The sequence below is a fragment of the Marinobacter sp. DS40M6 genome, assembly GCF_028581595.1.
In the GTDB taxonomy this organism is placed as follows: domain Bacteria; phylum Pseudomonadota; class Gammaproteobacteria; order Pseudomonadales; family Oleiphilaceae; genus Marinobacter; species Marinobacter salarius.
On the sequence record NZ_JAFCAE010000005.1, the window covers coordinates 56245 to 71225 of the forward strand.

Sequence of the window (14981 nt, forward strand, 5' to 3'; positions counted from 1 at the left end):
GGCATTCGGCAGGCAGGGTACCCGCTTACCAACCTTCCTTTGGTACGCCGTGTTCTTGGAGGTAGTCGCCGTGCTTTTCTAGGTAGTTTCGGGTTCCCACTTCAAAATCGTCCGGATCACCTGGCACCTCGGTCGCCTTCATGCGCATTACTTCTATCTCGTTGCCTATCTGGTTCAAGATCCAAACCACGACAGTACCACCAGGAGCCAAACCAATAACCATGGTATCTCTTGGCCCAGAACGCATATCAACCTGCGTTGCGTAGGGTGCAGGCTTCCGCATGCGTTCTAACAGATTCGGCGGCACTTCGATCAGCTTGACGTAATACTTTTGCTCGGCAAATGAGAACCAACGTATCCATATCAGTTCTGGAAACGGATCAACCCTGGAACCAGACCCAGTTGGGCCGTTAGGCCCCTCCCAGCAGCAACCTACGTAGCCGACGGGCTGACGCCAACTCCGCTCGCCAGTCTTCTCTAAGAACATTTCTACCCCCCAAACATCATAGTGTTCGGGAGCAGCCACATCGATATACCAAATGGAGTCATTATCTTGCGGAGATGCGCAGCCACTGGCCAATACAGCCAGCACTAACACCCAAGCGACCGAGATCTTCCTAATCATTATTCGCCTTCCATCTGTGGATAAACCAAACGTTCCCCGGAGGGCGCTGGCGAGTTGGGGTAAACGCCCTCAATTGTCACTGATTCACCCGCAATCTGAGTCGTGACACTGTTATAGTGCGATGAATGATGGATATATCGCTGAAGCAACAAGTTCAAGTCTTTTTGTGCAAGTGAAGGCGAGTCATTACCCACGCAAACCTGATCGATAAGTTCTGAGAAAATGGGTTCAAGTTCTTCGGGTAGCGCGTTGTCGCTCTTTTTCGCTTCAACGGCGTTGAACGGCACCTTGGCCTCTCTCGCAAAATGGTGCATCAACCGCATAGCAACTCTCGAATACTCGCCGCGCACCTGGCGCTGCATCCGCAACACTAGATCGACTCGGCCATCTGGGGCCGGATGGTCATATCGTCGGCTAACGATCTCGAGTCGCGCGGGCTCTCCAGAACCTGGATCGCTTGGCCCATTCTGCGCGTGGTCTGATCGCTGCACTGGCAAGCTATGGGGACCGACCCACCCTTCCGCCACAATTTGTTTTCTTTGAAACTCCAAATCATCCCATTGCATGGTTTTCTTTGGCCAGCGCAGCCGGTTTCGGGGCACGTGTAGAATTGGGCTCAGTAACACTTCTTCTCTCTGGTTGTCGCTATAGCCACCACCTATATCAGAGTGGACACCCGGCAGGTTTATCTCTCGGAAGTTGGCAGGCAAGCTGCCGTCGCGACTTCTTAGACTGTTCAGGGCGAAATTCTTACGGTGTTCGTGAGCAGCGGTCAGATGTACCGCACGATCTACCTTGTCCGAGTCCAGATAAAGCCTTACAGGATGGTTGCGATCATTGTGAGCCGAAAGGTCACCGGCCGCAGGGTTCACAATGGCTGCCACGGAGTCGAACAGACCCACGAAACGAATTTCTATGTGCTTCGGCCAAGATATACCGTTTTCGAACAGAGTCTTGGCCAAAAGGCCGCTCTCCCCCTTGCTGATTTCATGGACAGCATGGCGGGCAGCGGACGCACCCCGACTGAAGCCGAACAGGTCGAGTGTTAATCTCTCAAAAGGTCTATTTCGCTGTTCAACAGATAATGTTTGCAGAATTTCCTTCGCCTCTCGTGCTAGATCCACAAACACGCCCTTCACCTGCTGGACGACACCAGACTCTCCCATACCAGTTATCGCCCCATATAAAACATCGTCACCTCCGGTCTTGGTGCCTACTCCAGGAGCATACAATTTACGCCTATACCTAACGGCATCATCCAGTTCGTTACGGCCTTCTACATACAAGTCCCACAATTTAGCCACGTTGCTAAGGCCATTGGCGTAACTATCCCCCATCATCAGGCGAATTCGCCACTCACACTCCTCCCGACTTATCTCATCGTTTTCATAGGGAATCAGACAATCCCGCTCCAGCTGCTCGGCAAACGAGCGTGCATTGGCAGCGTTGTTCATGGTGCCGTCGGTAAATATCCCGACTTCCAGATGTACTTTGGGAGGAACAGCCTTGGAGGAATCTGTTTTCTCGGCGGCCAGTGCTGCCGCAGCACTCAGCGATGCCACTGAAGCAGAGGCTCCCAGCGGCAGGCTCAATCGATGATCTTCCGCCCCGTCTTGCGACTCACGCTCAGATCTCCGCCATTGACGATAATTCGCCGAGAACAACCCTACACCCAACCCACCAATGCCTTGGGGATGATACTGGCGCAGTTGTTCAGGGGTAATGTCGCAGGCATTCAGCTCTGCTACGCCTTTTTGGATGGCATAAGGTGAGTTCATTCCGCCACTGCGTAACCTCCAGCGTCCTCCCGCGGGCAGGCTATCGTCTGGCAGCCAGCTCACGACGGGAGAAAGGGGCCGGCCGGACCCGGTATAGACAAGCATCAGCCTGTTATCGCTGACTGCCCGGCAGACGGTTTCGGTCAGATGATGGCCGCTGCGGGTTTGGGGCCCGAACGCCGATTCCATGCGCGCGCGGACACTGCCATCGTCCTGGATAACGCGCCTAGCCATACTGGTGGCGATAAAGGGGGATTCAATGCGGGGAAGGTGGTAGGCCTTCAGGTCCCAAACCGGGACCAGGTCCATAAAGCCCATCGTCAGCACTCCTTGTTGACGGTAAAAGACAGGCTGACCATGTTAGCCGAAGTTTCACGAAGGCAACAATTCGAGTGTCACGTTTATGTCACTAAACCAGGTCCACGTCCTCCGCATCTCGCAACTTATCAAGAAGATTGCTGATCAAGCGGGGCTCACCAATGGCATCGTCCCACTGCAACTGCGCTGGACTACCATCCAGATACCATAGACGGTTCGCCAGAGTCTCGGCATCGCGCCCATCATGGGTTACGCAAATCATGGCCATGCTGGCATTGGCGTCCATGATGCCAGCAATCAGTGTTTTTAGTTCTCCCGCCTTTACCGGATCAAGCGACGCGAAGGGCTCATCAAGCAACAACAAATCCGGTTTAACCGCCAGGCAACGTGCGAGTGCGGCTCGTCGAGCCATGCCGATGGAAAGCTGGTCCGGCAGGTAGTGACCGTATCCGGCAAGGCCCACCTGGCCCAGAACGATTTCAGCCTCCTCATCACTCGCCCCTACAAGCTGGAGGTTGGCATTCAGGGTTCGCCAGGGCAGCAATCGGTGTTCCTGGAACAGGTAGCCAACCCGCAGTGTCTCGCGGCCAATAATGGCACCCTGCGGGAGTGCTTTGTCGAGCCCGGCGATGGCGTTCAACAGGGTGGTTTTGCCAATACCGGACGGCCCTAACAGGCAGATGCGATCGCCCCGCTCAATGGTGGCGAAGACCTCACCCAATACGGGTTTGCCAAAACTGCGCCCGGCGATTTGTAGCTCAAGCATGGGCGGCCTCCGGCTGACGCCAGCGACTGGAGCGGCGTTCAAGGGGCTGCAGGATGGCCAACTCGATGAGTTGCACCACGGCGATAAAGGCCAGACTGTAGGCGAGGATGGAAGCCACATCGAACACCTGAAAGGCCATGTGTAACTGGAAACCGACACCACTGGAACGACCCAGCAGTTCGACCACCAGCACGATTTTCCAGATTAGAGCCAAGCCACCACGCGTAGCCGCCATCAGATAGGGAAACAGTTGTGGTACCCAGACCTCACGAAACCGTTGCCAGCGGGTGAACTCGTAGACGGTGGCCATTTCCTCCAGCCGGTAGTCGAGGCTGCGGGCCCCTTCCCGAACCGTCACCGCCACATTGGGGACCTTATTGATCACCACCGCCATCACCGCTGCCACTTCGACCAGGCCAAACCAGACATACATCAAGATGATGGTTACCAGCGCGGGCAGGTTGAGAAGCAGGACCAGCAAAGGATCGAACAGCGCATTGGTAGTTTGGGAGCGCCCCATAGCAATGCCGATCCCGGTACCGAGCAGCATGGCCAATGCAAAGGCCACCACCACACGCGCTAGTGTGGCACCAAGGTGGTGCCATAGGGCTCCGGATTCGGATTCCTGCATCAGGGAATCTAAAACGTCGAGGGGAGTCGGCAGCAAGGGGGACTTGATCACCCAGGCAACCGCCGCCCAGAAAAAGACGAGAGACGGCAACACCACCCAGTAACTCCAGGCCGGAGGGCGGCCGGAGAAGGCGCTCACGGTTGGCCCCGGTGGAACAGGTCGGCGGGCATACGATTGTCAGGATTGGCACCGGTGAGCGCCAGCAGACGATGCAGGTCCGCAATGCGCTGGTCCGTTAGCGGTAATGGTACGCCTGCCACAAATCCTTTCCGCAGCGATTGAAACACAGCGTCGTCAGGCTCACCCATCAGTGGCCGCAAGCGTTGCCAGAACCTTTCGCTATCCGAGAGCTCTTTCTTGGCCTGCTGCAAAGATCTGGCAAATCGGTCCATCAATCCGCGATGGTCGTCCGCCCAATCAGCCGGGAAAACATACCCCAGAACCGGCAAATTTCGGTCCAGTTTGATAGCGGCCAGAAGGTCCGACATTCTGAACGCCGAGCGCCAGCCACCCTCACCTGTCAGGCGTGCCGCAAAATGCCAGTAGGTAATGATGACATCCACTTGGCTCCGCCTCAGGGCCTGGCTCAGCAGCGGTGGAGCGGCAAACTGCACCTCGGCAGATTCGGCAAGCTTGATCCCTTGCTGCTCGGCAACCTTTTGCAACAGTATCCAGCCCTTGCTGTCCGGCCCGCCTGCAACGCCGATACGCGTGCCGGCCAGATCGGCCACGGCGTGTATATCGGAGTCTTCAGCCACCACGATATCGCCAATCTGGGATGAAAACGGTACGTAAAGGTGAGGCGCTCCGTCCTCAAAACGGGCCTGAGCCCAAAGCAGGTCGGCTACGGCCCCGTTGACGGAGCCACTGGTTACCGCCAGGCGGGACGCGGGCAGGTTAGCCACCGGCGTGAGCTCCAACTGGAAGCCGTTCTTCCGGTCCAGCCTCCGGTGAAGTATATGGTCCAACTCCCAGTGAGCAGTGCCGAACTGCAACACACTGACGGACAACACAGGCAAGGGTTGGTTATCGCTGGCAATAGCTGACCCGGGTTGCGCAAAAACCAACCACACGATGGCCATAGCCATCCAGGCAGCGCGGACAGCGGCAACGGGAAATACGGGATCAGGCATTGTTATGGTTTGTTGGCTCATCCCTCCACGATACGAAGCCCGCCAGCCGGCAAAAATAGTACTTTGGTGCCTGTTTTTTGGTGCGATGGTCGCATTCAACCCAAGACGAGGATAGCGTGTAATGCAATCATCACAATAATAACCAGAGGATCACACCCCACTTGGGAGATCCCCTGTCCCAGGAGGCCGCCATGCTGAATGAGCCCGATGCCACACTCTCTCCCGAAAAGCGCTATGATGTCCCGAAAACCGTCCCTGATAACGACAACAAACCGGTGGAACCAGTGATGGAGCCAACCTACAAAATATTGATCGCCGACGACCACCCGCTGTTTCGTGAGGCCATCAGCAGCGTGATATCGACCGGTTTTGACGGCAGTACGATCATTGAAACTGCCGACCTCGATAGCGCCCTGGACATTACCCGCGAAAACGATGATCTGGATCTGATCCTGCTGGATCTGAACATGCCGGGAATGCACGGTTTGAACGGTCTGATTACCTTGCGAAACGAAGCGCCAACCATCCCGGTGGTCATTGTATCGGCGGAGGAAGACAAGCAGGTGGTGTTGCAGGCCATTACCTACGGCGCCTGCGGTTTCATTACCAAATCTTCTCCCCGCGCCCAGATGACGGAAGCCATTCAGCAGATCCTCAACGGCAATGTTTATCTGCCTTCCGACATTATCCGTACCGGCAAGGAAAGCACCCATCGCCGTAGCCGTCATGAGGACAACCCGATTTCACCAGAGCTGCTGAACTCCCTGACCCGCCGCCAGTTGTTGGTACTGGAGCGTATGTCCAAAGGGGAATCCAATAAACAGATTGCGTACAACCTGAACATTGCAGAGACCACGGTAAAAGCCCACGTCTCGGCGATTCTTCGTAAGCTGGGGGTTCACAACCGGGTGCAGGCGATTCTGTCGGCCAGCGACGTGGATTTCAGTCAGTATCTGAAGCGGTAGGAGATCACCCTCTCAAAAGGTGATTCAGCGCACTGCGCAACTTCAACGGCTTCACAGGCTTGTTCATCAACACATGCCCCAACTCGCGGATGTGCTGCTTCAACTCGTTGGTGTAGTTGGCGGTAATCATGACCACCGGCGCCGGGCAATGGCGGCGGCCATTGATCTCGGCTACCACATCTACCCCGTTTTCGTCGTTGTCCAGGTGATAATCCGCCAGGATAAGGTCCACGGGACTCTTGGCCGGGTCCAGCTGTCGCTCAAGATCTCCAAGGGAAACCGCTGAAACCACCTGGCAGTCCCAGCCTTCCAGCAACGTCTGCATGCCCTGGCAGATGGCATGGTCGTTGTCGATCACCCAGATCCTGGCGCCACCCAGGCCGCCGTGGTTTGACACTGCGCGGTCGTCATCCGCTGTCGGCTGTTTGGGCAACAACCGCCCGACCGGCACTTTTACACTGAACACCGAGCCTTTGCCCTCTATCGAGGATACCGTCACCTCGTGGCCCAGCATGCGGGAAATCTTGTCGACGATCGCCAACCCCAGCCCAAGGCCCTTGTCCGGCTGCGAGCCAGCGGGGCGAATGCGCTTGAACTCCTGGAAAATCTCGGTCAGCTTGTCCTCCGGAATACCAGGGCCGGTGTCCCACACCTGCAGCAATACATGCTCCCGATGCCGGCGGCACCCCAGCAGAATGCGCCCAGTACCGGTATAACGAATGGCATTGGTGAGGAAGTTGCGAAGAATCCTCGCCAGTAGCTGGGAGTCGGACTCCACGATTGCCGAGGATGGCACGAAGTCCAGCGTCAGCCCCTCCGCCAGTGCCATCTGACGAAACTCACGGGCGATGTTGTTGAGCAGGTCCCGCAAGTCGAAGGCCATGATGTCCGGCTTGATCACGCCGGCATCCAGCTTGGAAATGTCCACCAGGGTGCCCAGAAGGTTTTCCACATCGTCCAAGGAGGTGCTTACCGATCGCACCAGTCCCTCGGCCTTGGGCCCGAAGGAGTGCTCCAACAAAGAACTGGTGAACAGGCGAGCTGCATTCAGTGGCTGCAGCAGATCATGGCTGACCGCCGCCAGAAATTTGGTTTTCGACAAGTTGGCGCGCTCGGCGTCCATCTTGGCGTCACGCAGTCGCGCTTCCACCGCCGCCCGCTCACTGATTTCCTGTCGCAACTGACTGTTGAGGCCGGTAAGAGCTGCGGTACGTTCTTTCACCCGCCGTTCCAGATTATCGTACGCCTGCTCCAGTGCCAGCGCGGTCTTGCGGCGGTCGGTAATGTCCCGGATCAGCACGAAGAACCCGATAACCTCCTCGTGGTCGTCCACGTTTGGTACGTAGGCGCGGAGCATGTAGCGGGTCTCTCCGGTGTCGTTGGTTTCCTCGAATTCGAAGTTAACGCTATTACCCCTGAGCACCGCCTGCATATGAGGCATGAGCCGCTGGTAAAGCTCAGGCTGGTGAATGTTCTCCAGGTGTTTACCAAGTGGAGACTCACCATTGCGGCCATACCAGGCTTCATAAACCTTGTTGCAGAACTGCACGGTCATGTTCGCGCCCACGTAGGCGATCAGTGCGGGCACATGGTCCGTCACCACGCGGATCCAGCGCTCGCTCTCTTCAAGCGCCTTGATTCGGCGAGCCATTTCACTGTTCTTGACGTCAGTAATGTCCGAGTAAAGAACAACCAGCCCACCCTCACGGGTGCTCCTTTCCGTCATCTGCACCCAACGGCTATTGGACAGCAGGAACACCGCCCCTTCTGAGGACTCATTCACATGCTCTTCGACCACCAGCCCGGAATTGATCGCCATGGCCTTCAGATCGGCGATAGAAGTGCCGGGGGGAGGAACATCCAACCGGGCATCGGCCCAGTAACTGCGGAACCGGCTGTTACATTGAATAAGGCGGTGCTGGTGATCAAAAAGCACAAAGCCATCAGCAATGCTTTCGATAGCGTCTGCCAGACGCTGGCGCGTGGTTTCAGCCTCTTCGCGGGCCCTGTTCAGGGCCTTGTTGCTGTGCTTGAGCTCATCCATGGTTTGGTTGAGCGCTTCCGTACGTTCCCGCACCTGCTCCGCCAGAACCACCGAGTGTTCAAACGCCGCATAGGGTTCGGGTTTGTGAGCCGAGCCGGATTCCACCCGAACAATAAGAGCGTCCCTTATCTTTCGGAGGCGTTCGTTCTCCGCCTCCAGCTCGGCAATCCGCTGATCCCTGCGGTTGTCGGGATCAGCCTCAGTTGTGACCGTAACCGGCATCGGGCTGACCAATCACCACCCCCGTAAACGTCTGATTGATATGCATACCGTCGAACTGCTCACCATAGGTATTGAAGCCAATAACCTTGTGATGGCGAAGGAAATCTGACACTTCATCCACCACGCCGGTGAACTCCGCCTCCAGACGACGAAGAAAGCAGTCGCAGCCGATGGTTACCAGTGGCGGGCCCACGACCCGCTCGGAGGCCTCAATTTGCGTGCGCACGCTCTCAAGAAGTGAGCCAGGCTCCATGGCGGTCATCACGATGCCGGTTTCCACCGCGCAGTAGAACGTCAGGCTCCCGTCGGCGTTCACCCGTTGTACCGAGCGCACGAAATAGTGCCCCCCGATCCGCACGCCCATCGGTCGCAGCGCAAACACCTTGCGGTCAAGCTCTTCCACCGCTACGCCCACTGCGCGGGCGTAGGCTTCCGCTGCCGGTTCCGCGTTCAACTCATAGACGGTCCGGCTCTTAGCATCTGCGTGAGTAACCACCAGTTTTTCTTCGCGGGCTTGCATGTGGTGCGTGGAAAACACACGGAAGTCCAACGGCGTATTAACCAGCATCACAGTGGCGGCCCCGGTGTGAAACCGGCCCTCAAAAAACACGTGGGTATTGGCCAGGCGCTCGTCGTCGCCCGCGGATCCGCCAAACTGTGGGATAGTGCCGAGCGCGGCATTCAGTGTCGCCAGCACAAGCTCTTCCCGGCTCGACAGCCCATCCAGCAAAGTGATGGCAAAGGTGTTGCCCTTGACCGATGCCAGGCCGGCATCACGACAGGTGGACAACAGACCATCAATGACCCCCTGGGCGTCGTGAAGGGTGAAATGCTCAAGCTCACTGATCAGGGCGCATTCAATAGAAAAGTAACGCCGGTCGAAACCAATAGCGGTGATACAGCCCCGGCCGTAACCTTCCGGTGTAATTTCCCCCGCAGACGTACAACCACTGACCCGCACGCCATCAAAGACATGTTCAAGGGCAATGCCCAGACGGCCGAGATCGTATTCAGCGGAACAGAAAAACAGGACACAGCCGAGGTGTTCATGACTGAGCTCGCTGGCAAGGTTGGTAGCGGCCAGCATCGGATCACGAACATGCGAGCTGGCTACCCGAACGGCAGGCAGCGTGGTAACGGGTTTCATGGATACGCGCTCCGAAACCGAGTGGCTTTCACTCGATTCTACGGAATCCGCAAACGGAGCCAATGCGACTTCAGTGCTTTTAATTGGCGCGCCAAAATGATCGTAAGCCATTGATTAAAAACCCTCCTGAATCAATGCCTGCTGGCGCTGCCGATTTGCGGGAAAGCAAACCGGCACTTTAGTCTTAAGTTCGAGGCCCCGGCGCCGGGAATCCTTGCCGGTGCTGGGGCTCTCTTCAAACACTCAGAACGTGATCACAGCACCCAGCGCCAGGGTGTCGAACTCTGCTGCATCCGCGCCGGTGGACTTCGTGGTCTGCTCAAACATGTTGTATTCGGCAACCAGCTTGAAGTTGCTGTTTACATCATGGAAGACCGCGACCGAGGTGTTCTCTGTTTCAAAATCCCCCTGGTCAGAGTCCGTTTCGCCGTAGGACAGCACCAGCCGATTGGCGCCAAGGGTATAGGATCCCTGAAGCAAATAGCCGTCGGCGTCCTCTTCGGAAGCCAGGGCCGCATCTGTCAGCAATACAGGCACGTCTCCCTCAGAAGTGAAGCCGGAGGCCGTCAGCGACAGCCCTGCAACCGACGCCTTAAGGCCGTAACCAAGGCCCTGGCTGTCCACTTCCGTGGTTGCGTTCTCGGAACTCTGATGGCGACCATTAACCCAGCCTGTCAACGCCAGGCCGTTCAGGTCCGCACTGTAGGTAACCTCTGCTTCGAAACGCGGCGCGGACTGTTCTGACTCCGCACCCGGTGTGGTATTGGCAGGCTCAAAAATACCAGCAGCCACCTTCAAGCCGCCCATATCCGGGGTCCGATAGGTAATCTGGGCAGAGGGATTGGGATAAGGGTAGCCAGTGCGGATATTACCAAAGGAAACGCCGGTGGCTGCCCCCGGAGAACCGAAGCCCATCAGGATTTCGTCCAGGAAGATGTTGGAGCGGGCGTAAAGACCAAAGTCCTTACCAATCAGAACCTGACCGAAAGAACCATCTACCGTGGCGTACAACTGACGCACATCGATGGCGGTATCTGTCGGTGACTGCAGGCTGTCGTTGATGGTGGACCAGAACGAAGACCGGCCACCCAGAGTCAGGTCGCCCATTTCCTTACTGAAGTTGAAACCGATCGTATTGGGCAGGAACCCCATTTTCACGTCGGAATTGCGAGTGTCGTTCAGCTTGTCGTCACGGTTAACGTAGAAGGCGTTGAAATAGCCGTCCACGGAAAAGCTGGTTCCGTCTTCGTTGTACACTTCGATTGCCGCGTTTGCGCCGGCACTGACCGACATCGCACCAACCATCGCGATGGCCAGCCCTGACTTTCGGAAATTGTTGTTGTTCATAAACTCCCCCGGTTTTTATTGAATCTGGGTGTTGAGCAGCGGGTGGTTACCCGTGTCTCAGGCGCATTCTTTCGCCTGAATTCAATGGTCGGCGAAGCAGCGGGGGTGGAAAATGCGCCAAGGGGGCAGGTTTTCTGATCTTTTAGGAGGCTATGAAAACAGAACTTTGGAACTACTACCCGTCAGATTGGGAAGCACTCCAACTCCTGCAGGCAATCATCGAGAAAGGACTCCGGATCGGCCATAACAGCCTCATCAGCCACCACGCCAAACTGGACCTGACCGGCGTAGCTGACAATGCTGACGCCAAGCCCGATATCCCCGGCCTGGGGTACCCAGAACATCTGTTCTAGAATACGGCAGCCGGCCAGGTAGCGTTGCTCACGAGTACCGGGAACATTGGACACCACCGCACTGGCCTTGCGGTAGAACAGATCCGCCACAGGTTGACGCCAGGCTTCGGGAATCAGCGGTGCGCTGCCTGTCAGCGCCCAGGACAGGCCGGGCTGCCAACTTTTCTTGAGCTTGCGGGTTTCATGCTTGATGCGGAACAGCCGCTCCAGGGAACTTTCACCGTCCACCGGCAACGGCACGAACACGGTCCCGAAATAGTTACCCAGAGTACCGGGCTCCGGCTTTACCCCTTCCGGCAGGCGGTTGCGGATATCCACTGGCACCGCCGCGTGAAGCACCGCCTCATCCATATCGGTATCGTCGGCGACAAGCCGATTGCGGACTGCAGACGCCACGCAACTGAGTAACACATCGTTGATGGTAACGCTGGTAAGCGTGGCAATCCGGCGAAAACGTTCAAGCGCCACGGGCTGCGACCAGCGGCACTGGCGACGTCCCAATAGCGACCGCTTAAGGGAGGAGTCCGTATCTTCCGGCTCTACCAGGAACTGGCTGAGCTCATTGACCAGCTTGACACTTTTCCAGGTCGCCCGCTCCAGGGCATTGCGACCGGCGGTGCCACCGTTGCGGGGAATATCGCCCCCCGGACCCGCCTCTTCCCGCGGCCACTCACTAGCCGTCAGCTCACGCAGCCAGGCATTGGCGGCTCTTCCCCAACGCCCCATGTCCGCCTGTTCCGCCGCGCCGTAAAGCACCGGCGCCTGTTGCGGTGACGGCGGGCACAACCGGTCAAATATGCCCTGCAGGGAGAGCCCGTCGGCGTAGCAGTGGTGCATGCGCAAAAGGAGTACGGCGCCGCCCTCGGCATCGGGAAGCAGCCAGAATTTCCAGAGCGGACGGTACGTGGGCAATGGCTGGTTCAACCGGGCTGACACCCAGTCCTGCAAGGCCTGCCGGTCCAGCTCGCCGCCGACCACCTGCAGGTGATGATGGAGCGAAAATACCGGGTCCTTTTCCCACCACCAGCCAGGGGCGCGGCGAACCGGCATATAGCGAAAACGCTCCCAGGCAAGCCAGTAAATACGCAGGAATTCCAGCAACCGGGCTTCCGTGAGCCCTTCCACCCGCAACATAACGGTAATCGTCATGGGGTTTTCGGGCCGCTCAAGAGCCAGCCAGGCCGAGTCCACAGGCAACAGCAGATGCGATTCCTTTTGACTCAAACCTGTCTGTCCCCGGATAAATGCTGCAAGAAATGGAAAGTTGACCCCGCATTGTGCCAGACAAGCCCTGAAGGCTCCATAAGGCTGTCGGCGTCACGTAGTTACAAAAAGTTACACGGAAGTAACCTTTCACCCCTATACTGGGAATAAGGCTTGATGAAATGGTTATTAGGCACTACACGTGCCTTTACGCACTGTTCGCCAAACGTCTATTGGCCCTGGCTGAGCGTAAAAACAGTAATCAGTGCCAATACCTGCGGTGGCAGAAATCGGTACAACTGAATGTACCAGCGCCCATAAAGACCAATAAAAGGCAGGCATCAGGTGCTGAAGGAGAGCAGTCATGAAAGCGAGCCATGTACGAAAACTGATAAAACCGATCGATAGCGCTTACTCGGAGATGTTCTCAGGGCGAGTCTTCCGCGTCGGCACAGGCGCCGTTTCCGTCCGCAATCACAGCGGCAAGGCCGAACAGACCGTTATTGGCGTCCACGGTTTTCTGGAAAATCACTGCTACTTCACCCAGGCCTACGAAGCACCAACCACCGAACTGATCCTGCTGACCTGCAGCAACTATCACATTCCCGTAAACGGCGTAACGCCCGAAGCACCGGACTGGGAAGTGCCTATCAAACACCTCGACGGCACTATCGAGTACGACGCCTGTATTCTCAACCAGGCCCTGGCGAACCTGCCCAGCACCGACAACATCCGCGTACATGGCCATTCTCGCGGCGGCTCCGTCATCCTTGAGGCCATCAATCAATGGCCGGAACTGTATGAAAACGTGGAATTGGTGCTGGAAGCACCCGTTCTGCCCCAGGGACGTCTTTCTGCCCTGGTAACGGCGGTACTGGAGCCGGTGAGCCATGGCATGTGGCCCTGGCTGATTCGCCTGATAAACAGCGCTCCCTCATCCGCCTATGGTCAAACCTTCTTCGGCAAAATGAACCCACGCAAGAAGCAGCTGCTGGGCAAACTGTTTTCCGCCACCAAGGACCACCTGACCATTGTTCGCAACATAGAGAACCTGATGGCCTGGATGGAGAGGACAGACACCAGCGTGTACAACAAGGTTCGTTACGGCACCTTCCTGATACCGGCTGTGGACCGAATACTGGACCGACAGGCCATGTTGGCCAGTGCACGCCAAAGCCCGACCACCATGCGGATTGTCGAAACCGAGGCTCCCAGCCACTTTATTACACTCGACAGCAAGGAATGGGTGCCGGGATTTGAGAGCCTGCCGGCGACGGCCCAGGGTTAGCACAGCTGCACTCGAGCCCCGGCTCCGCTAAACTGGCGCGTTTCTGTTGCAGGTCCAGTGGAGCCACACACCCATGTATCGTGAGCGCCTAGTCGCTACCCCAACCCATTCCGACAGCGCCCGCCGGTTGCAGCTACTGCTACTGGACTACCACGACTTCCGCCAGTACAAAGCCACCCACTCCCTGCTGGAACACACCTTCCGGATAGCGGACTGGCAGGCGGAGCGCCTGAAGGCCACCCACGCGGACCTCTACCAACACCCCGGCTACCACACCGGCCTGGAATTCCTGCTGACGGACCTCTACGCCCCCGCCGGCATGACCCAACGCGACGACAACATCGACCGCGTATTCCCGAAGATGGTGAAGTGGCTCCCGGACAACCTGCTGGACACCTTCGCCGGGCTGGTGGAGCTGAACCTGATTACCCAACGGCTGGACCTGGAGCTGGCCGAACTCTGCCATTCAAGCGGCCTTTCTCCCAGCGAACTTTCCAGCGACGCCTACTGCCAGATCTTTCGCAGCAGCCAGCAACTGGAACAACGGGAACGGCAGATTACCCTGGTGGCTGAGGTGGGGCACCAGCTCGACCGCTATGTCCGCAACCGCACCCTTGGCTGGCTGCTTTCAATGAGCCGGGCACCGGCCGAGATGGCGGGCCTCAGCGATCTGCACAGTTTCCTGCACCGGGGCTATTCCGCGTTCCGTAAAATGGACAATGTAGAACTACTGATTGACCGGCTGGTCACGCGAGAGAAGCGGGTCATGAAGAACATCCTGGACGGCCACCCGAAACCATTTGAGCTACCGAGTGACCTTTAACGAAATAGGGGGAACTCAGGCCTTCAGAATCTGATCAAGCTGGGAGTGGATTTCCTGCTCAATACGCGATTTGAACGGCCGCAGCATCATGCCCAGTTCCAGGTGAACATGGAAATTGCTATCGGTGATTTCCAACTGGCCTTTCACGCCGCTGCGTTTGAACTTGAGATGATCCCCTTCCCACTGATAGTTCACATCAAACTGCTTTGACAGATCCTCAGCCAGGGTTTCCGCCGCCTGGCGGGCGTGCTCTTTGTCGAGGGAATGAGTGCGGCGTACATCAATTGTTGACATGAAACGGATATCTCCAGGATTTCGGGCGCTATTTATAGTGTAAG

13 protein-coding genes are annotated in these 14981 nt (G+C 57.2%); 3 read left to right on the top strand and 10 right to left on the bottom strand.

The window, feature by feature from the left end; all coding sequences use genetic code 11:
- Positions 1 to 25 precede the first annotated feature (25 nt).
- The 5 genes from JJO78_RS14020 to JJO78_RS14040 form a co-directional block, all read right to left on the bottom strand.
- Positions 26 to 625: a DUF2931 family protein gene (locus JJO78_RS14020; protein WP_075194279.1), complete on the bottom strand. Its 600-nt coding sequence runs from the start codon at positions 623 to 625 to the stop codon at positions 26 to 28.
- On the bottom strand, positions 625 to 2721 hold the full coding sequence (locus JJO78_RS14025; RefSeq protein WP_075194278.1) for a T6SS phospholipase effector Tle1-like catalytic domain-containing protein: 2097 nt from the start codon (positions 2719 to 2721) through the stop codon (positions 625 to 627). Before JJO78_RS14025 ends, JJO78_RS14020 begins: the two co-directional genes overlap by 1 nt.
- A 91-nt stretch (positions 2722 to 2812) precedes the next feature.
- Positions 2813 to 3487, bottom strand: coding sequence for an ATP-binding cassette domain-containing protein (locus JJO78_RS14030; RefSeq protein ID WP_075194277.1), 675 nt, complete (start codon positions 3485 to 3487; stop codon positions 2813 to 2815).
- Complete coding sequence (locus JJO78_RS14035; protein WP_075194276.1) at positions 3480 to 4256, bottom strand: ABC transporter permease; 777 nt, start codon at positions 4254 to 4256, stop codon at positions 3480 to 3482. The genes JJO78_RS14030 and JJO78_RS14035 overlap by 8 nt, the downstream gene beginning before the upstream one ends.
- Positions 4253 to 5251, bottom strand: coding sequence for an ABC transporter substrate-binding protein (locus JJO78_RS14040; protein WP_075194275.1), 999 nt, complete (start codon positions 5249 to 5251; stop codon positions 4253 to 4255). The genes JJO78_RS14035 and JJO78_RS14040 overlap by 4 nt, the downstream gene beginning before the upstream one ends.
- Before the next feature lie 287 nt (positions 5252 to 5538).
- Between JJO78_RS14040 and JJO78_RS14045 the strand changes: the two genes are divergently transcribed.
- Entirely contained in the window at positions 5539 to 6216 is a 678-nt protein-coding gene (locus JJO78_RS14045; protein ID WP_075194477.1) for a response regulator transcription factor, read from the top strand.
- Between the two features lie 4 nt (positions 6217 to 6220).
- Here the strand turns inward: JJO78_RS14045 and JJO78_RS14050 are convergent, their stop codons facing one another.
- From JJO78_RS14050 to JJO78_RS14065, 4 genes are all read right to left on the bottom strand, one after another.
- The gene (locus JJO78_RS14050; protein ID WP_075194274.1) at positions 6221 to 8482 is read right to left on the bottom strand and encodes a NahK/ErcS family hybrid sensor histidine kinase/response regulator; all 2262 of its coding nucleotides are present in this window, start codon (positions 8480 to 8482) and stop codon (positions 6221 to 6223) included.
- Entirely contained in the window at positions 8460 to 9629 is a 1170-nt protein-coding gene (nosP, locus tag JJO78_RS14055; protein ID WP_075194476.1) for a nitric oxide-sensing protein NosP, read from the bottom strand. Before nosP ends, JJO78_RS14050 begins: the two co-directional genes overlap by 23 nt.
- Positions 9630 to 9872: 243 nt before the next feature.
- Positions 9873 to 10976, bottom strand: a complete 1104-nt coding sequence (locus JJO78_RS14060; protein WP_075194273.1) for a porin — start codon at positions 10974 to 10976, stop codon at positions 9873 to 9875.
- Between the two features lie 182 nt (positions 10977 to 11158).
- Complete coding sequence (locus tag JJO78_RS14065) at positions 11159 to 12553, bottom strand: WS/DGAT domain-containing protein (RefSeq protein WP_075194272.1); 1395 nt, start codon at positions 12551 to 12553, stop codon at positions 11159 to 11161.
- A gap of 343 nt (positions 12554 to 12896) precedes the next feature.
- Here JJO78_RS14065 and JJO78_RS14070 point away from each other — a divergent pair, with 343 nt between their 5' ends.
- A complete protein-coding gene (locus JJO78_RS14070; RefSeq protein WP_273623904.1) occupies positions 12897 to 13820 on the top strand; it encodes an alpha/beta hydrolase in 924 nt (307 codons plus the stop codon).
- Positions 13821 to 13893: 73 nt separating this feature from the next.
- On the top strand, positions 13894 to 14643 hold the full coding sequence (locus tag JJO78_RS14075) for an FFLEELY motif protein (RefSeq protein WP_075194270.1): 750 nt from the start codon (positions 13894 to 13896) through the stop codon (positions 14641 to 14643).
- Between the two features lie 15 nt (positions 14644 to 14658).
- On the opposite strand, the gene JJO78_RS14080 is transcribed toward JJO78_RS14075, so the two are convergent.
- Positions 14659 to 14937 (bottom strand): polyhydroxyalkanoic acid system family protein, encoded by a 279-nt coding sequence (locus tag JJO78_RS14080; RefSeq protein ID WP_075194269.1) that lies wholly within the window; start codon positions 14935 to 14937, stop codon positions 14659 to 14661.
- Positions 14938 to 14981: the final 44 nt, after the last annotated feature.